This is a genomic window from Chloroflexota bacterium (assembly GCA_026710945.1).
GTDB lineage: Bacteria > Chloroflexota > UBA11872 > VXOZ01 > VXOZ01 > VXOZ01.
The window spans coordinates 53539-71245 of the sequence record JAPOQA010000007.1; the positions used below are offsets into that span (position 1 = coordinate 53539).

The following is a 17707-nucleotide window of genomic DNA, read 5'->3' on the forward strand; positions in this document are numbered from 1 at the left end:
ACGGGAAGGCTCGGCGATGTTTCTTCTAAAGAGAACGTTCTCTCCCCGCTTATCCTTGCTGACTGCACTGCCTTAAGCTCGGGTAAGCAATGCTTGTATTCAGTCTACGATCTGTTGACTGCCGCCGTTTTTCGCCGCGCGGGGCGCCTGTTACCGAACAGATACCCTTAGGAGGGTCAGGCCAAGCTCCAACCCATTCCTCATCGTAGGCAAAAGAGTGTGTGAACGAAGCCCAGTGACGAGTGTCGAATTGGTGCGAGACAAAACCCGCCTAGACCTGGGGCTGCACGCGTTCCGGCTGCTGCTCGGGTGTGGGCTGTGGCTCCGGTGCGGTTTCCTGCTCAGGCGCGGGCTGCTCAGTGCCGTGAATGGCGTGGAGACGAGTCTGCGCGTCTTCCGCAAAGCTGCGGCCACGATCCACGATGCCGGCGGTACTCTCACGCGCACGCTCGACTGCGTCTTCCGCGCCCTTCCTAAAGTCATCAGTCTTCTTGCCAAGGAGTTCGCGCGTTTCCTCGCCACTCTGGGGGGTCAAGAGCAGTGCCATGACTACCCCGCAAAGCGCGCCGAATGTCAGTCCGAATATGAAGCTTCCCGTATTCTTGGGCATACTAGCCTTCCTGCACTAAACTATACTGATTAGAGTCTCATAGCCATTGTTCTCTATTAAAATTGTATCAACTGCGCACGTAATCCGCAATGTAGAGCAACGTAACACACGCCGCCGAAGCTTCCCCAGCGTGGAGTAGACCCACCGGTGGAAAGATGGCGCCAATGTACTCGGCTGCGACGTGACCGAGCCAGAACCCCGCGAGTCCGATTCCTAAGTACCAGAATGTCGTGCGGTCGCCCCGGCCAAAGAAGACATGGTAGGCAGCCGCTTCCAAGCTTCCCAATAGGATGCCAAGGACTATTACCGGCGGCACGAGGGCTAAGTAGTCGCCGAGTGTGTGCGAAAAGACCTCTAGGTCAAGAAAGTTCATCGTAGCGTAAGTGGGTAATTGCAAACGCCGCAAGAGAAGAGACGCTGGCGTGAATTGTCGCTGAGTGAGGCGCCTGTCCTCTCAAGACAAGCTGCTGCCCTGCACAGACGCTGCCGTCTCTGCGCGCAAGGCGTGAATGGTGCTTTCCAAGACTTCTAAGGTATCGTCGATGTCCGCGCACGTGGTGTCTTTGCCTATGCTGAAACGGAGCGCGCTGTTTGCCAAGTCGTCCGGTTTTCCCAATGCACGCAGCACGTGTGACGGTTCGACAGTACCGGACGTGCACGCTGCGCCGTTTGAGACGTCTATCCCAGCCAGATCCATACGCAGGAGGAGAATCTCGTTTGATATGCCGGGAAACGAGATGTTCGCTATACCGGCAACCCGCCTGGTGGAGTGTCCATTCTTCTGTATCCACGGCATGTGAGCCTCGACCCCTTTCTCTAATCGATCTCGCAGCGCTTGGGCGTGGATAACGCGATCTGCGCGCTCGTCCTGGGCGAGTTGGAGCGCTTTCGCCATGCCCACAATTGCGGCGACGTTCTCAGTGCCGGGCCGTTGCTCGCGTTCTTGACCGCCGCCGGCCAGCAACGGCTGAAACGGCAGGCCGTGGCGCAATACAAGCAACCCAATACCCTTTGGCCCATAGCACTTGTGGGCGGTGAGTGAAAGCGCGTCAACGCCCCAATCCGCAACACTCACGGGCAAATAGCCGAATGCCTGGATTGCGTCCGAATGCACAGGGATGTTCCGTGCCCGGCAAATTGACGCGATCTCCGCTAGGGGCTCGATGACGCCGATCTCGTTGTTCACTGCCATGACCGAGACGAGCGCCGTGTCGTCGCGCAGCGCGGCTTCCACTGCCAGCGGGTCTACCGTCCCATGCTCGTCAACCGGTACGTAGGTTACGCGGAAGCCTTCTACTTCTAGCTGTGCGCACGCGTGGAGCACGGCGTGATGCTCGATTTGGCTGGTGACGACGTGGTTGCCCCGGCCGGCTGTCCGCTGTGCGCGGGCAATGCCCAGAACCGCGCTATTGTCGCTCTCTGTGCCGCCGCTTGTGAAGATTATCTCCGTAGGTTGACATGCGAGAGTGGCAGCAAGTTGCTCCCGGGCGTCCTCTATGGCCTGGCGGGCGCGCCGTCCGGTCGCGTGCAGACTGGAAGGATTGCCATACGAGTCGGTGAGATACGGTAGCATTGCTGCCACTACCCGTGGGTCAAGCGGAGTAGTGGCGGCGTAATCCAGATAAATCCGGCGCTGTGGCATTGCTTTCACGTAGTCGGCGCTTGGACGTCCTAAGTTAAGAGCGGAGATCAGGCTGCGCGGTGAAGCGATAACTATGCTGAGGGGAAGGATACCTTGCGATGATGCGGGCACACCTGCAGCGCAATCAGAGCGCTTCGGTGTAATATGCTCATACTATACCATGAAGTGCGGACCTGAAGTGTGCGTGAGCCGGGCACTCTTGTTACTCCAGAAGCACTGCGGAAGACGAGAGTCGCAGCCCCGTCCCTCTCAAACGTAGCGAGGTAAAGGAATTGCCATGCGGAGATTCGTCATCGCCGGAAACTGGAAGATGAACAAGACTCTCGGGGAAGCCGTCGCGTTGGCAAAAGACCTGAAGGATGGATGTGGCTTGCGGGATGAAGTGGACATAATTGTCTGTCCGCCGTTTGTGGCCCTTGCCGCCGTACGAGATGCCCTGCAGAACTCTTTGGTTGCAATTGGTGCGCAGAACATGCATTGGGAGGCCGCCGGGGCCTTTACGGGCGAGGTTTCCCCGCAGATGGTGCAGAATCTTTGTTCGCACGTCATCCTCGGCCATTCCGAGCGGCGCAGTCACTTTGGCGAGACTGACGCGATGGTGAACCGGAAGGTTATCGCGGCAATCGCCCACGGCTTGACCCCCATTGTTTGTGTTGGGGAGACTGATGCCGAGAACCAAGCAGGCATGACACAGGAAGTACTCGACCGCCAAACCACACGAGCGCTCTCAGGGTTGTCGTCACAGCAAGCCGCGTCAGTCATTCTGGCCTATGAGCCGATATGGGCCATTGGCACCGGCCGCGCCGCGGCGCCGGAGGAGGCCAATGCGACAATTGGTCTCGTGCGCGCTGTGGTTGGGCGTGAATTCGAAGCTTCCACCGCGGAGGACATTCGAATCCTCTATGGCGGCAGCATCAATCCTAGCGTATGGCCCGAAATCATTGCCCAGCCGGACGTGGATGGCGGCCTGGTTGGCGGCGCGAGCCTGAATGCCGAGGACTTCGTCGCACTCTCCGCCCAGACGCGCGACGCATCAGTGGCACGTGCCGGGACGTAAATTGGGGTCGGGATGACCGAAGGCAGCAGGCGCGGCGTCAGTTTCCTGCTATGGCATGCGAAGTCCGTTTTCTTAGCTAAAGTCTTGCCGCATGGTAATTCGTCCACGACTCTTGATTGGCTCTATGCCTGTTAGCCTCACTGGACATGCAGGGCTGCCAGTTGTGAACGTCCTAGCGTCGTGATAATCAGGTTGTCCCTCGTACGTACGGGCCCACCGCTCCACACTTCCTCTACGGAGAGCCTTGACACGCTCCCGGACGTGGCAGACGGCATCTCTATCAGGATGTCCTGCTCGTCGTCAGCCCCATTGAGCACGAGCAGCAGGATTGCCCCGGAAGCGCTTTGCCAGTAACCGAAGTACGTACTGGTCGGCTGGACGATAAGCTGCTGTTGGCGTTCCCAATACGGGTGCCATGCTGCATCGCCAAAGCCAAGGCTTGACCGCAGTTGCTCCAAGCGAGCAAGGTTTTCAAAGGAAGCGGTAGGTGTGAGTTCCTCCGGCCAAAGCGACGTATTGTGCACTGCAGCCAGGCCGAATAACTCCTGGTCGGTCGTCAATTCTTCGCGCGTGTAGCTCTCAACAGTGCCTCGGAAGCGCGTATCGGACGCAGGAACTTGGAAAAGCGTTGGTACCCTATGGGTCACGTCGCCGTAGAGAAAGGGAATTTCTTCGGGTTGCCAGCGTTCGGCCAGCGCCTCGCCGCTGACGCGACGAAAGGCAATAGCTCGGTAAAGGTGGGTTCCCGTCACGATCAGGTCGGCAAAGCCGTGAATCATGTTCCAGGGCATAGACGTCTGCGCAATCACGATGCCATCTTCATCTCTCTCTCGCAGGCCGCCGTGGAAGAGCGCGTAGAGGCGTCGCAAGAGGTCGCGCCGGCCATAAGTGTCTAAGGCGGCTCCGGCCCCTGGCCGGCGTTCGTTCTGAAGCAGCAGTCGCGCCGTCGGTTCTCCGATACGCACGTTCACACCGTCAATCGGAAACTTCTCGGCAAATGCGCGCAAGGCCTGTTCGAAGAACGCAGCCGTAGCCTCTGTGTGGAACAGTGCCGGAACCTGATCGCTTGGCGCTTGCGTCACAACGATTACAGTCGGATTAAGTGGCAGCGGCATATCTGCTATTACTTCTGCCGCTCCGGGGGCTTTGATTGAAAGAGAATCAGCCGAAATCGTGGGGATCACCTTGAGTCCGGCGTCGTGGGCCAGGTCCACCAGGTCGCGAAACCTGCGCTCATTCTCTGCGCTAGCGAAGTGCGGGAATCCCGGAACGTCCGACCAGCCCTCGTCCAGAATGATAGCCTGTGCGCCTTGGTCCCGCAGCGACTCGAGAGTCTTGCGCGTATCGCCAGTTGTACGCATGGGATACTGCGCTATTATGCGGTTATCTTCCGGCCACCATTCCACGCGTACCGGCTTCACGGCGCTCTTTGGGCTTTCCGGCGGTCTTACCGGGGTCGGCTGCAGGCCGAAATCGAGATGCACCGTGTTCGGCATGTCCAGCGGGTCGGTGGTGAGTTCCACGAGGAGGCGCATGGCCCCTTCTACCGGCCGTAACTGCAGTTGGGGAAACGTCTGCTGTTGGATTTCTCCAATGGCGATCAGGTCGGTAGACCAGACAATGCCTCGCTCAGGATTGCCTACCCAAAAGAACGGGGTAATATCTCCCGACCAGCCGTTATCAGGAACGCGGCCGCCGCCCCACACATCCTGCGGTTCTCCCAGGAATTCCGTCCAGGTATAGGAGGTAGAGTCGACTCCCAGCAGGTGATGGGCGTAGTGAGTTGTCTCGGTGCGGAGAATAGGTACGTCGAGCAGGATGGAGTCTATGGTGACAATCCCTTGGGGTATCAGGCTGACGCGAACCCGATACAGACCGTCGTAGCTGATTGTAACCCGCGCCTGGGCTATGAGATCACTGGCGTTGCCACGCGCCAGCAGTTCAACCTGCGCCGCGTCGACAGAGATGGTGCGTGCCCGCTGCCAGACAAGCAGCTCGTCTTGCACGCGGATATCCAACTTCATCGCATCGAAGAGCAGCTCGGCGCCGTTCACTTCGAGACTGGTCGGGAGCGGACCGGCGTCAAACCGGTAGCGATGGCCGGCAACCTCGACCGCCGTGCCCCGCACGACGATGGGTTTCCAAGGGGGTGGCAGCGGTGCGGCGGCCAAGCCCTGATGGACAGAATCGAGTGGGTCGCGTCCACGGGGCGGCCCGCCGCACGCGGCCAAGCCGAGGGCGACGCCGCTAGCGAGTATCGCGCGTCGCCCAAGAATAGGAGAAGGTCTTCTCATTGCGCGCCTCCCTTCTAGCTGAATCCTCGATGATTCAGACTGTACCCAGGGCAGACCTAAGCAGCCTTAGCACTGCGGTCCACCAGCCAACTGTGAATTTGCACAGATCGCACGGCACCCCGGCCTTGGCTAGCTGTCAATCCCTAAAATGCTGGGACACATTGGGTCTAGCGATTGCTTGCCGGTGGGAACTACAGACTGTGCTGAGTCTCGCTCCTGCATCCTCATGTGTTCGTTTTGGCTAGCGTCCAGTCCCCCTGGCAGAGGCTGGTGAGGACTGCGGCAGAAATCAATGCTACTCTGTGGAGAGTTCGTAATTCAACTGCCAATGGATGCCGAACCTGTCGGTGCATGACCCAAAGTAAGCGCCCCAAAACATTTCTGCCAGCGGCATGTTTACGTTCCCGCCCTCGGAGAGTTTGGCAAATATCTCGTCAGCTTCTTCTCTGCTTGCGGGCGTATAAGAGAGTGAGAAATTGTTGCCCGGAGTGAGCGCCTGGGAATAGTTCGAAGGAGTGTCACTGCCCATTAGGATACTATCGCCGAGCGACACCGTGGCATGCATGATCCTGTCCCCATCAGACTCGGGTACTCCCATGTCACCCGGACCGTCGGCGAAAGTCTGAACGATCAGATACTCGCCACCAAACACTGATAGGTAGAAGTCGAAGGCTTCGCGGCATTTGTCTTCGAATGTCAGATACACATTTAGTGGCATGAAGTCCTCCAATCCACTGATTCTGCGACTGCAAAGCGTCCGCCTGTATGGGCTGCGAACGGCTGGGTGGGGGCAACGCTGCGTTTCACAGGTTGGCCAATCGTGCATTCTGCCCCTAAGATTCAGTCTACCGCAAATGTGGCTGCCGTGGTTGGGAGCGACCCCTGAAGCTGCCGCCAACGCGCATGGACACCATGCAATCCGTCGCTTAGAATGGGAGCACCCGTGGCCAATCGCAGTGCAGAGTTTGCGCATTTGGATGTTAGCAACAAAGGAGTATGCATGATGTCCGATCAGACCCCGGCGGAATCCTCCTACACGATGGGTTATGGCGAGGAGTTCCTCCAGCTTCTCGACGAACGCAGCGCACAGACACATGCTGCGCGGCTGCTTCCCCACCTCAAGCCGGGCCAGCGGCTACTAGATTTTGGTTGTGGTCCGGGGACGATTTCAGTTGGTCTTGCCAAAGCGGTCGAGCCCGGTGAGTTTCACGGCATCGACATGGAAGAGTCTCAGATTGCCATCGCTCGCTCTGCCGCCAAAGCCGGCGGTCACGCCAACGCGACCTTCCACGTAGGGGACGCGACGAAGCTGCCCTTTGCAGACGACTACTTTGACGTTGCTTTTTGCCACACCGTCCTCACCCACGTGCCGGATACCGCAGCGGCGTTGAACGAGGCAAGACGCGTATTGAAGCCGGGCGGTCTCATCTTCAGTCGCGAAATCATCGTCTCGTCCTCCTTTATCGAACCGGGAGAGGACAAGATGCGGTTTGCCTGGAACACATTTGCCATGCTGCTGGCGGGCAATGGCGGCCATCCGGAGATGGGAAAGGAGTTAAGGGCGCACTTTCTCGCGGCAGGCTTTGTTGATGTGCGCGGGGCTGCTTCTTTTGATTCTTTTGGCACAGCGCAAGAAGTGGGATTCTTCTGTCAGTTTGTGCTGGACTGGTTCATCGCCCCCGAAATCGTGGAGGTGGCAACCAAGCACGGTCTGGCTACGCGCGAGCAGTTCGACGAGTGGCGCAAGGATCTTGACGAGTGGAAAGACCTTCCCGGCGGCTTGGCAGCCCTCGCGTTTGGCGAATGCATGGCAACGAGCCCCTAGGCGCGTTTGAGTGGGCTAGACTTCATCTCAGCCACACCGAGCGCAATTGCCTATGCCACATGCTCATGATTGCCCAATCAGAAGCAGAATACTCCTTGGCACGTGAGGGAGTTTAGCAGGCAGCCACGCGGCTATTTGTCGAAGAAGTCCAGATCAATCGAGATCGCGCTGGCGAGCATGAGCAGCGAGAAGTCCTGGTCTGCGCGGCCGGTGTCCACTTCCACTTTGAACGTGTCGGCGTCGGTGAAGGCCTCCCGGCCGAGGCCGCTCCACTGCTTCGTTACGCGGCCGATTTCCTGCCCTTGTTGGTAGACCATGAAGGTGAAGGGCCGGAAGATTGGTCCGCGCATTTCCGCGACTACGCTGCCTGTTGCGTCCATCAGATCGAATTTGCGCGTGAGGAGTGAGAAGCGCCGCTGCATTGAGCCAATGCGCCGGCCCGCGCCGTCGCTGACGTGCAGGTGGGAGAGGAACCAGAAGAAGCTCCGGCTGGCGTTGATGACTTCCGTGTTGTTCCGGTCCACCACGTGGATTGTCAGAGGTCGATGGGAGCTGAGGACGTTGCGCCCCAGCAGGCCCGACTCCTCGAAGGCATAGAGAAGCTGCACTCCACCGGGCGTTCTCACGCTGTAGCGGTTCTGGGTCTCCAGGCCCGTAAAGACTTCCAGGTGCTCGATTTCCTGGCGGACGTAGAGTTCCGGGTGCTGGGAGAGATCAGTCATGTGGCCTCCAATGCCCCGGCATACGGGGCTGCTCAACGGCGAGCTTCACTACTTGGCTTTCAGGTGGGACGAAGCAACCAAAGATAGACGCTTCTCTTTGTGGCGGCACGGTCAGCGTGTTCGATATGGTCGCTCGGAGGCGTGTGACCGAGGAGGGTTAGTTGAAGCAATCTAGCTTGATTATACTTGCTCAGGCCCAGGCTCGTCTCTTCCGCATGTAGGAAAGAGGTCGATCCGCCGACATCTTGGGCTGTGCAAAGTCCTGCGGACTGGCACACACTTCATATCTGCTTGCAGTGCAACTAGAACTCATCGCATAAACACATCGCTCTGTGTGAACCTGCCCTTCGACAGGCTCAGGGCGAACGAAAAAGATAAAAACCCGTTCGTGCTGAGGGCTGCGCGAAGCCTGCTGCGCGAAGCCTGCTGCGCGAAGCCCTTGCCTGTCCTGAGTACTTCGACAAGCTCAGTACAGGCTTTGCCGAAGGGTCGAAGCACGAGTTGGCGTATCGAGCCGATTTATGAGATAGCTTCTAGTGACGACAAAAGGCTTAGAGTTCCAAACGCCTTGCAAACCCACGCCAGAAGAACGTCCCAAGGAACTTACAGAGATTGGCTAACGCGCGACGAACGTCTGACTGTTTTCCCCGTTTACACTCACGGTGTATTCCACACCTTGCTCAAAGTCGGAACCGAGAGGGACGACGGTCTCGATAATGGGATAGTCCATTGTGCAGGCGACATCTCTATCCACGACGTAGTGATGGGTGATGCGGACGTCAATCGCGTTGGAGTTGTCCCGCCGGATTTCGAACCCGTTGAAGTGCGAGCAACTGCCGCTGGGCATGCCGGAAACGACGCGCAGTTGGTACTCTGTCGGCGTGCGCTCTAGCACTTCGATCTCTGTGTGCTCAATTGGCGATTCTCGAATTTCCGAGGCGGGGAAGCCTACCCTCGGCAGAGAAAACGTCGTCGTTATTCGATCGTTGACTATGACGCGATAGGTTTGTTCCGGTTCGAGAGCGGCATCAACCGGTAACACCGTGTCGAGTTCCACCACCTGCTCGTGGCACGAAATGGCCCACGAGGTTGGTGGCGGCTGCATTAACGTAACCCGGGCAATGATGTCGGTGCCCGCAACGCTCAGTCCCTCATTGCCGGGACGGGCGCAGCCCTCGATGGTTGACTGGTAATAGGCTATCCGCAGGAAGTGATCGGCTTCGTTTGGAATCAGGTTGGCCCATAGCACCGGCGCCGGCGCCTCCACCCACGTGCGCCAGTCCTGCCCTTCCTCTATCTGATCGGGCGGCGGCTCCACCAATACCAGGAGCATGTCGACCCTAGTGGGATTGCCGCGGGTGATGACGTCATAGGCGGTATCGTTGATGAAGGCGAGCCGGCCGTCGGATTCGATGATTTTGGCTTGTATCGCATACGTGTTGCGGGAGTTGATATCGTCGCGGTTGTACTCCACGTTGAACGCGATCGGCACCTGACCGGGGCTTTCAATCGTCTGCCGCGCGATGAGCGGCGCCGCGGCGTCCTGCAAAGACACGTCTCGCAGCTCCACCACCAGCCTCGCCCCCGGCGTGAGCGCAATCCGCTCCCGATACGTCACCGTCCCACTCACCACCGCATTCGGCTCTCGGCCGGAGGGAATCTCCAATGTCCCATCCATCGACCCCGGCGCGGTCTGACAGCCAACGGCTACGAGTAAGAAGACCAGAATTCCAACGGTCAGAAGTAGAGTCCGACTAGTGTAAAGCTTCACCAATAACCCCCAAACTCACAATAGTGTTGAGACCAGATTCGTGTCGCTCCTATGCGCCGTAATCGATGCGGTGATGGGCTAGCGTTTCTCGGTCAGCCGACCGGAGAGGTATTTATGAATCACACTGGAGAGCAGGGTCTGATAGGGTATGCCCTCTTCCCGGGCGCGGGAGTGAGCGAGGTTGAAGTCGCGCTCGGTTACACGCAGGTTCACGCGCTTAGTCTTGTTGAACGTATTTCGCGCCGCCTGACGGGCGGTCTCGACCTCGCGCTCAGCGTCAGGCGTGGAATGCAACTCGCCCCGTTCAAAGCGAGCGAGAATGTCACGCTCTTCCGCGTTTGTCTCGTCGTTCACGGTAGTCTCCTCCGATACTCTCGCATCGACTTCCGGCTGGGAATAATCGTCTTCAGAAAGCGTGTGCCGTCAGCCTGCGTGACGAATGGCACAAGATGAAGGTAGTCATCTAAATCCACGACGTAGATCATTTGCCCCGGGTAGCGATCCTGGTTTGGGTGCTCCAACACGTCTACCAAGTTGCCTTGCTCAATAGCGGAGACCACGAACTCGAACGAAAGCCCACGCTGCTCGATGAGCCATTGGTTCTTCTCCGTGCTCCAGTCGAAGCTGACGCTCATGCGTCAATTATTGCATAACGTGTGCATTTTGGCAACACAATGCTCCATCCATAGTACACGGGATTTTGCACCGGCCGCGCCGGACAATGGCGCAAGATGAGAGCGGTCATCTCACACGGCGTGGACACGACCTGCTTGGGCTCCCGCTTGCGGAGGAGTGAGAAATGCTGCTCATGCGGCGTGGACTTGGCCGGATACTCTCAAAGCTGCGCGCTCACGGGCTATGGTCAGCCAGTATCTCTGTCAGCAGGCCTTCAGTTTCCTGCTCCAGCGCCAGTATATCAGCCCGGGTTTTCTCCAACGGCCGCAGGCTGCGGGCGAGACGCCCGCACTCCCAGCGAAGGATGTCAACCCGGATTTCCGCTTACGGCCGCAGGGGTTGGGGCTTGTGGGTGCAATGGGTGAAGATAGTTTCGCGGCTAACAGTTACGATGCCAGACGTGGCAGGCCTCTGCCTGGCTCAATCCAGGGGACGCCGGAGGGTATGAAGGCGGGGTAGAGGTAGAGACTGTTCGACAGCTCTAGCAAAGCCGGAAGTCACTCAGGGTTCCCGGTCAGTTTCAAGCCGGCGGCAGCCAGTGATTGGTCGAAGGTCATGATCTCATGCACGCCTCGCCTCCGGCAGCTTGCAAGATGGCACAAGTCTCTGGCACTAAGGGTGGGATGCCGGTCATGGAGTTGGCGGGCGAGAGTGAGGTCGGCTTCCTCCAGCGGCCATACTTGGACACTGGCTCGGTCCACTAACTCCAACGCCGAGTCCAAGGTGTGCGTCCTGTTAACCCGCAGGTAGACGTGCATCAACTCTTGGATAACCTCTGCCGAGGTGAAGAGCGGCGTGTGATTGCGCAGTGAGTCTGCAAAGAACTCTTGAGCGTGAGCTTGCAATGGGTGCGAGCGCCCAACCGCGTACATGAAGACGTTGGCATCTACAAAGATCATACGCCGGGGAGGCCGCTGGTGATCGATTCGCGGAGTGTCCGGAGGTGCTCTTCCCAATCCGGTTCTCTGCCGGGACCTTCACGATCGGAGCACTCTGCGAAGAACCGCTTCAGGTCCTCCGGCGATTCGAACCGCTCGACACGCTGTCGTTGTTCGAGCCGGGCACGAGCGGCGGCTCTCAGCCATGCGCTGAAGGTCATGCCCTCCTTTCGCGCTTGCTGAACGAACCGGTCACGGTCTTCATCGGGGATTATCAACTGGACTCTGGCCATTGCCCGTCCTCTTTCTTGCATTCGACTGTGTGTATAAATGGTACACACCGTTGTCTGCGGGGGTCAACTCTTACCTCACATTGCGGTGCGGACTAAGACTCAGGCGCGGTGACACGGACGGTGATGACGTCGTTGTCTTGGTATTGCTTGTGCTGGACGGAGTCGGCGAAGCCGCGGAGGAGGCGGAGGGAGAGTTCCTGTTCGATGGGGGTTTCGGAATCGTGTTGTTGGAGTTGGCGGATGCGGTCTTCCAGGTTTTCGTCATCGCCGCCGCCAATGAATTCCAGGTCTGCCACGGGGCCTTCGCTGGTAGCGAGTACGACAAGCAGGCGATCGTCGTGCTCCTCTTCTTCGGCTTCCAAGTCTAGCGGTGCAAGGGTGAGGAGAGTTTCTTCCCCTACTGCCATGAGGCGTTCCGTCATCGCTTGGTTCCAGCCTCTGCTCTTGGAGAATTCGGTGATGAACTCGTTGAGGTCCGGCAGCGCATCGATGTTGAGTTGGGAACTGAAGCGCATGCTGCGGTGAGAGGTAAACTCCAAGAAGAGCAGCATGATAATGGCCAGGAACCCGCCGGTGGAAATGCCGCTCTTGAGCAGTGTATCCCACACCGGTCCCAGCTCCGGCAGGGCGAAGAGCTTGAATTGGAAGGCGGCACCGACCCAGAAGGCAACCCCTGCCACGACGACTTTCTGGCGGTTCTGTTCGCTCTGAATGACCAGTTGCGCGCCGTCCACGAAGAGCGTGCCCGTTACCAGCGTGAGATAGCCTGCCATGACAGGGCCGGGGATGGTGCTGAGCAGACCGGAGAGTTTGGGCACAAAGGCCATCACAATGAAAAGGAGTCCGATGAGATACCCCACCCGGCGGGCGGCAACGCTGGTCACTTGGGTGAAGGCCACCGTGCCCGGATGGATGATCAACGGCACCGCGCCCGCCAGGCCGCTGAGGATGTTGCCGATGCCGCCACCGGCCAGCGTGCCCTGCACCTGGCGAAAATCAATGGCTTTGGGCTCGCGGCTTGAAACACGTTGCAGAGCGATAGATTCTCCGTTGGCTTGAATTGAAATGATGATGCCCAGAAAGACGAATGACGGCAGTATCGTCCAGAACGGGATGCCGAAATTGGGCGTGAGGTCCGGAACTTCGGAAGGCAGACCTAGCCACGGCGCCTGCAGCACCCGTTCAAACTCGTACGTGCCGAAACCGGCGGCAACGAGGCAGCCGACGACAATGCTAATGGGAGCCGCCCACAGGCGCAGCACGGGATTGCCGCGAAAGGTGAGCACGGAAACGACAAGGAGCGTTACCAGCGCGGTCACGGTCGCGGACGTTGGTTCGGCAGTCGATGCTTCGTCCAGCAGAGCAAAGACAACCGATGCCAACGTAACGGAGAGGATCATCATCACCGTGCCGCCGACTGTAGGCGTAACCATGCGCCGCAGGATAAAGAGCCACTTCGAGATGATGAGCTGGCAGATGCCGGAGGCAATGACCAACATGCCCAATGTCGCGGGCCCGCCATCGACCACCGCCGTAATGCAGAACGGGATGGAGAAGGCCGCCGTGAACATAGGCAGCACGGCCCCACCACCGACCGGGCCAACGCGGCGAACCTGCAAAAGCGTCGTGATGCCCACCACGATCAGGGAAGCAAAGACCATCCAGATGAGGTAGGAGTCGTCTCGACCGGAGGCCTTAGCCACGATAACGGGAGTTACCAGGAGAGTGGCGGAGGCAAGCAGACTAAACTGAAACCCATACCCTACGCTTGCCAAGAAGGGCGGGTTCTCATGCGCCTCGTAACGGGGATTCTGGGACACGGTGGAAGCTATTTGGAGCTGCCTCCCAAACACTCTGTGACAGTGATACAAGCCATTATACAACTCAGTGACGGCAGGATATGGCTATTTCCACTGCAAACAGGGACTTTGCTTCCCAAAGGTGCACCGAGGACTCTTGCGTGCCGGCAGCCGGGCCTTGAAGTAGACAGCGTGCAAAGGAACTGCCCGGAAGCCGGCTTGCCTCTGGATCCATAGCAATCGACGGGTGAGGCATGTGCCAACACGCTAACGATCCCAGGAAGCGCCGGCATGCAACCGGATTGAGTCTCGCCCGTGGTCCGGCTGGAGGCGGAAGCCCGCGGCGCCGGCCTATTCGTCCTGTATCCGCTTTTCGAGACTTTGCAGCGTTTCCTTGGTGGCGCGGAGTTCCTCCAAGAGCTCTTCCCTGGTCACAGGTCTCTCTTGATCAAGGATTCGCTCCAGCTTGGCATCACCAATCTTATCGATGAGGATGGCGATGAACAGGTTTATCACGACGAAGGTGCCGACCACCACAAAACTGACAAAATAGACCCATGCCAGAGGATTGAGGTCCATTGCGGTAAACATGACATCGGTCCAGCCATCGAAGGTAATGATATTGAAGAGGGTAAGGACGGCATACCCGACGTTGCGCCAGTGCTCTGGATCATGCTCGCTGAACAGATTAATTCCAATGATGGCGTATATATATACGATAATGCCCATCAGCATGATGACGTGTCCCACGCTTGGAATAGAGTTGACTAGCGCAGTAACGATCACGCGCAAATCTTTGATAGTTGACACGAGACGCATCACACGCAGCAGTCGGGCGAGCCGGGCGATAGTAGCGAACTGTCCGGTGAACGGAATCAGAGCCACCACGATGACCAAGAAGTCGAAGACGTTCCAGCCGTCTCGAAAGTACCCGCCAACACGCGGCGTAGATGCTGCCATTTTGATCAGCGCTTCCAAGACAAAAATGGCCAAGACAATCTGATACGCGAGTTGCATCCAGTCGCCATACTGCCGGGCGAGCGTAGGCGAAGTGCCAAGGCCTAGCAAGAGGGCATTGAAGATGATAATGGCGACTATCACGAATTCAAAAGCGCGTGCGTTCGCTATTCGCTGGGCGAGTTGTGTGATCGTATCCATTGTCGATTGACCTTGCTCTTGATAGTCGTGACGAGTATGAACCAGGTGCTTGAGTTACATGGCGCCTAGGACTAAGAGTCCTGCCCTACAAGCCCGCCTTGCCTCTATTCCGAATGCGTCTGTCTTGATTCCGGGGTGGCAGTAGCCCGACCAATAGTTGGCAGCAGACGTAAACTTACGGTTCCAGCCGTATCGTACTGAAGAGTGTGCACCATTTCACTCACGGCCTTAAAAGTAATCTAGGGAAGCTTGCGGTTTCTTGAGTCCGGAAGCCGGTCTGTGGGCTCGCCTGCCGGCAATTCATGTAACCCGATTGAATCTCCTGGGTTGTTCGCACCAGCATTATGCCACAACTTATGGGGGTGAGTGAAAGGACCGTAGCATTCAGGTCGGTGAGTGCAGTGCGCTTGCACGGTGAAGTGTGCTGAGATGCTTGCAAAGTTTACTCGCGCAAACCGGTAGTCTTCCTGACATGCGCCGAGATGTGAAAGGAGAGAATGCTGTTCACTCCGGGCAAACATAGGCACCAGGCTTAGAAGCCGATAGAGTACGGCCAAAGCCGAGCCAGTCGCGAAAACACTGCCGTATACTGCCGGCGGTAGCAGCACGGCCAACTATCTAGTTACATCGGGGGGGGGGGCCGGCAGGCTTTTACTAGCATTGGCAATACCGCTATCCCGAAGGAGACCATTGCACAACCCTTGCCGGGACGGAAAATTCCCCTCTCCCGCCGGGAGAGGGTTAGAGCCTGCCCCGTACTCGATACGGGGGTTAGGGGGAATTTACCGCAACCTGGGAGCTTTTTCCTCGATGTTGCACTCTTGCGTATCGGTCTTGCTGGTAAAAGGATGGGTTAAGCAGAATTCCCCTCACCCCAGGCCTCTCCCCAAGGAGAGGGAGTAGTTCTTGCGCATGCGGCCGGGGTTACCCAAAGGTCTCCGGAGGCTTGAGTACTCCGCGGAAGTCGAAGTCCCCTTGAGCGATAGCCCGCGCCCTCATGGGTGATAGTCTGTGCCCTCATGGGCGATAGCCTGCGCCCTCATGGGCGATAGCCCGCGCCCTCATGGGCGATAGCCCGCGCCCTCATGGGCGATAGCCCGCGCCCTCATGGGCGATAGCCCGCGCCCTCATGGGCGATAGCCCGCGCCCGCTATGGCGAAAGTTTGCTGACTGGCAGGATGCCGAGGCGAATGCCGGTGATCACCGCTTCCAGCTTGGAGTTTGCCTTGAGTTTCTGCCGCAGATTGCGGATGTGGTTGCGCACCGTGTGCCGGCTAATGCCCAGCTCTCCGGCAATTCTTGGCGTGTCCCAGCCAAGCGCGACCAAGCGCAGCACTTCTTGCTCGCGTTCTGTCAGAGTTTGCGTCAATGGGGGAGGACCGGGGTTGGGAGGACTGTGCAAAAGGATGTCAGCACCACCCGCTATCAGCGATTCCCGCAATGTTGCTTGGGATTCTGTAAAGTCTTCCGCTTCTCCTTCTTCATTGAAGAGGTGGACCAGCAGGGGCGCGTCTCTTAAAATGCCGGCCACCACCATCGACGTTACATTGACCCACTTGCGCTCGCCGGTGGAGCAAAGCACCCGCAGCCGCGAGGTGGCCGGCACCAAGCCGGACCGCAAATAGCGAATTGAGGGACACCCCTTCAAGCACTGCGGAGTTAGGGCGCCCTGAGCCAGTCCACCAACGACCTCGTTGCAGCGGCGACCGAGTACTTCGCGGGATGTATGGCCCAATATTCGTTCTGCTGCGCCATTCCAGAAGACTATGGTCTGGTCCACGGTGACGCCGTACGCGCCGCAGGATGCAGTTGCCAATGCGCCAAGCAGCCCAGCCGCAGTCATTAGCACATTCCTCGATGAATCGTCCGACTACGAACCTCGCGTTTGTTGAGCAAGCCTACCCGCCGCAATCTGTAACAGAGACTGAACAACTCTATGCAATTCGACTATGTCCCAGCACATATTCCACGCTATGGTAGCGTTTATCGCGTTACCAGTCTACGGCTCAAGCATTCCAGGGCTGTTGCACCGCGATTTCATAGTTGTAAGTACCACAACGGCCCTCAAGTTGACTCAAGCTCGGGTATAATTGTAGTAGTTCAAATGATAGCCTCGATCCACGAGTGGAGTGTCGACTTGGCACGGATAACACACCTATGCTACAATTGGGACACTGTGATGATAGTATGAATTGTACGAACTGTTAATAGAGGAAAATTATGCAAATTACTCTGTCTGGGCATGCAATGGTTCGTCGCAGACGAAGTACTGTGCTTCACGGTAAGTCAAACCACGCAGGCAGCCGCCGAGGTCGTTTGGATGAACGCTCACTTCGGATGTCTGATGCATCACTAACTTAGCATTCCGCCCAATCCACTATCCCCGAGACCCCGCGCTAAACCACCACCCGGCGCGGGGTCTTGCTTTGCTGCGCAGAGACTCGATTCAATGGACCCTCACTCAGCAGCGTCCGGGAGAGAGTATTCGCTCGCTTCCACTAGGGTTATGCAGTGGTCTCCTGTGGGAGTGGAGGATCTAACTCGCCTGCCAGCAGGGGGTGGGACCGATCTCATTGGAGCCTGAGGGCAGATGAGCAGGCTAAACTGTCCGTATGCGCTCCGACTGACGATTCTCACTCGAGGAAGCCGGCACATCACTTCACAGAATCGCTAAACGGACGTGCCATAGGAATTGGCAGATGCCGCGAGAGCGACAGAATCACTCGCATGTGTTAGTAGACAACGGGCGCCATCAAGTAGAATCTCGGGAGCAAGGTGGATTGAATTGTACCGTACAGCGGCCACTGCAGTGGGAGCTGTGCTCCAATAAGAATGCGGGCACCCTAGGGCGTGTCGTCAAAGTAATTTCATCCAAATGGCCAGTGCCCGGATCTGGCAGGCAGCCAGGTACGATGCCGTCTTTTTGGCGTAGCGAGTGGCCACTGCCCGCCATTCCTTGAAGTCTCGAAAGCCATTCTCCACC

17 protein-coding genes are annotated in these 17707 nt (G+C 58.0%); 2 read left to right on the forward strand and 15 right to left on the reverse strand.

Annotated elements, in window-relative coordinates; translation table 11 throughout:
* Nucleotides 1-271: 271 nt before the first annotated feature.
* The 3 genes from OXE05_01130 to OXE05_01140 form a co-directional block, all read right to left on the reverse strand.
* On the reverse strand, nucleotides 272-610 hold the full coding sequence (locus OXE05_01130; GenBank protein MCY4435919.1) for a YtxH domain-containing protein: 339 nt from the start codon (nucleotides 608-610) through the stop codon (nucleotides 272-274).
* A 67-nt stretch (nucleotides 611-677) separates the two neighbouring features.
* A complete protein-coding gene (locus tag OXE05_01135) occupies nucleotides 678-983 on the reverse strand; it encodes a hypothetical protein (GenBank protein ID MCY4435920.1) in 306 nt (101 codons plus the stop codon).
* Between the two features lie 81 nt (nucleotides 984-1064).
* Nucleotides 1065-2252 (reverse strand): cysteine desulfurase family protein, encoded by a 1188-nt coding sequence (locus OXE05_01140; GenBank protein ID MCY4435921.1) that lies wholly within the window; start codon nucleotides 2250-2252, stop codon nucleotides 1065-1067.
* A gap of 277 nt (nucleotides 2253-2529) precedes the next feature.
* On the opposite strand from OXE05_01140, the gene tpiA reads away from it, so the two are divergent.
* Nucleotides 2530-3309, forward strand: coding sequence for a triose-phosphate isomerase (tpiA, locus tag OXE05_01145; GenBank protein MCY4435922.1), 780 nt, complete (start codon nucleotides 2530-2532; stop codon nucleotides 3307-3309).
* 137 nt (nucleotides 3310-3446) lie between these two features.
* Here tpiA and OXE05_01150 read toward each other — a convergent pair whose 3' ends face one another.
* Together OXE05_01150 and OXE05_01155 are read right to left on the reverse strand one after the other, a co-directional pair.
* The gene (locus tag OXE05_01150) at nucleotides 3447-5603 is read right to left on the reverse strand and encodes a DUF6067 family protein (protein MCY4435923.1); all 2157 of its coding nucleotides are present in this window, start codon (nucleotides 5601-5603) and stop codon (nucleotides 3447-3449) included.
* A 295-nt stretch (nucleotides 5604-5898) separates the two neighbouring features.
* Entirely contained in the window at nucleotides 5899-6321 is a 423-nt protein-coding gene (locus OXE05_01155; protein ID MCY4435924.1) for a VOC family protein, read from the reverse strand.
* A gap of 285 nt (nucleotides 6322-6606) precedes the next feature.
* Here OXE05_01155 and OXE05_01160 point away from each other — a divergent pair, with 285 nt between their 5' ends.
* Nucleotides 6607-7428 (forward strand): methyltransferase domain-containing protein, encoded by an 822-nt coding sequence (locus OXE05_01160; protein MCY4435925.1) that lies wholly within the window; start codon nucleotides 6607-6609, stop codon nucleotides 7426-7428.
* A 131-nt stretch (nucleotides 7429-7559) separates the two neighbouring features.
* Here the strand turns inward: OXE05_01160 and OXE05_01165 are convergent, their stop codons facing one another.
* The 10 genes from OXE05_01165 to OXE05_01210 all read right to left on the reverse strand — a co-directional run.
* The gene (locus OXE05_01165; GenBank protein ID MCY4435926.1) at nucleotides 7560-8150 is read right to left on the reverse strand and encodes a phospholipid scramblase-related protein; all 591 of its coding nucleotides are present in this window, start codon (nucleotides 8148-8150) and stop codon (nucleotides 7560-7562) included.
* A 616-nt stretch (nucleotides 8151-8766) separates the two neighbouring features.
* Entirely contained in the window at nucleotides 8767-9921 is a 1155-nt protein-coding gene (locus tag OXE05_01170) for a YbaY family lipoprotein (GenBank protein MCY4435927.1), read from the reverse strand.
* 78 nt (nucleotides 9922-9999) lie between these two features.
* Complete coding sequence (locus OXE05_01175; GenBank protein MCY4435928.1) at nucleotides 10000-10275, reverse strand: hypothetical protein; 276 nt, start codon at nucleotides 10273-10275, stop codon at nucleotides 10000-10002.
* Nucleotides 10272-10556: a BrnT family toxin gene (locus OXE05_01180; GenBank protein MCY4435929.1), complete on the reverse strand. Its 285-nt coding sequence runs from the start codon at nucleotides 10554-10556 to the stop codon at nucleotides 10272-10274. The genes OXE05_01175 and OXE05_01180 overlap by 4 nt, the downstream gene beginning before the upstream one ends.
* A gap of 537 nt (nucleotides 10557-11093) precedes the next feature.
* Nucleotides 11094-11495, reverse strand: a complete 402-nt coding sequence (locus tag OXE05_01185) for a type II toxin-antitoxin system VapC family toxin (protein ID MCY4435930.1) — start codon at nucleotides 11493-11495, stop codon at nucleotides 11094-11096.
* Complete coding sequence (locus tag OXE05_01190; GenBank protein ID MCY4435931.1) at nucleotides 11492-11767, reverse strand: antitoxin; 276 nt, start codon at nucleotides 11765-11767, stop codon at nucleotides 11492-11494. Before OXE05_01190 ends, OXE05_01185 begins: the two co-directional genes overlap by 4 nt.
* 92 nt (nucleotides 11768-11859) lie before the next feature.
* Entirely contained in the window at nucleotides 11860-13587 is a 1728-nt protein-coding gene (locus OXE05_01195; protein ID MCY4435932.1) for a purine/pyrimidine permease, read from the reverse strand.
* Between the two features lie 330 nt (nucleotides 13588-13917).
* Complete coding sequence (locus OXE05_01200) at nucleotides 13918-14724, reverse strand: ion transporter (GenBank protein MCY4435933.1); 807 nt, start codon at nucleotides 14722-14724, stop codon at nucleotides 13918-13920.
* Nucleotides 14725-15874: 1150 nt separating this feature from the next.
* Complete coding sequence (locus OXE05_01205) at nucleotides 15875-16567, reverse strand: PAS and helix-turn-helix domain-containing protein (GenBank protein MCY4435934.1); 693 nt, start codon at nucleotides 16565-16567, stop codon at nucleotides 15875-15877.
* Nucleotides 16568-17580: 1013 nt separating this feature from the next.
* Nucleotides 17581-17707: IS5/IS1182 family transposase (locus tag OXE05_01210; GenBank protein MCY4435935.1), on the reverse strand; the 127-nt coding region annotated here is incomplete at its 5' end.

Coding starts and splice junctions, on each gene's coding strand:
- OXE05_01165 (MCY4435926.1), bottom strand. CDS start 8,150: ATGACTGATCTCTCCCAGCACCCGGAACTCTACGTCCGCCAGGAAATC.
- OXE05_01205 (MCY4435934.1), bottom strand. CDS start 16,567: ATGACTGCGGCTGGGCTGCTTGGCGCATTGGCAACTGCATCCTGCGGC.
- OXE05_01155 (MCY4435924.1), bottom strand. CDS start 6,321: ATGCCACTAAATGTGTATCTGACATTCGAAGACAAATGCCGCGAAGCC.
- tpiA (MCY4435922.1), top strand. CDS start 2,530: ATGCGGAGATTCGTCATCGCCGGAAACTGGAAGATGAACAAGACTCTC.
- OXE05_01140 (MCY4435921.1), bottom strand. CDS start 2,252: ATGCCACAGCGCCGGATTTATCTGGATTACGCCGCCACTACTCCGCTT.
- OXE05_01150 (MCY4435923.1), bottom strand. CDS start 5,603: ATGAGAAGACCTTCTCCTATTCTTGGGCGACGCGCGATACTCGCTAGC.
- OXE05_01160 (MCY4435925.1), top strand. CDS start 6,607: ATGTCCGATCAGACCCCGGCGGAATCCTCCTACACGATGGGTTATGGC.
- OXE05_01180 (MCY4435929.1), bottom strand. CDS start 10,556: ATGAGCGTCAGCTTCGACTGGAGCACGGAGAAGAACCAATGGCTCATC.
- OXE05_01185 (MCY4435930.1), bottom strand. CDS start 11,495: ATGATCTTTGTAGATGCCAACGTCTTCATGTACGCGGTTGGGCGCTCG.
- OXE05_01135 (MCY4435920.1), bottom strand. CDS start 983: ATGAACTTTCTTGACCTAGAGGTCTTTTCGCACACACTCGGCGACTAC.
- OXE05_01200 (MCY4435933.1), bottom strand. CDS start 14,724: ATGGATACGATCACACAACTCGCCCAGCGAATAGCGAACGCACGCGCT.
- OXE05_01130 (MCY4435919.1), bottom strand. CDS start 610: ATGCCCAAGAATACGGGAAGCTTCATATTCGGACTGACATTCGGCGCG.
- OXE05_01190 (MCY4435931.1), bottom strand. CDS start 11,767: ATGGCCAGAGTCCAGTTGATAATCCCCGATGAAGACCGTGACCGGTTC.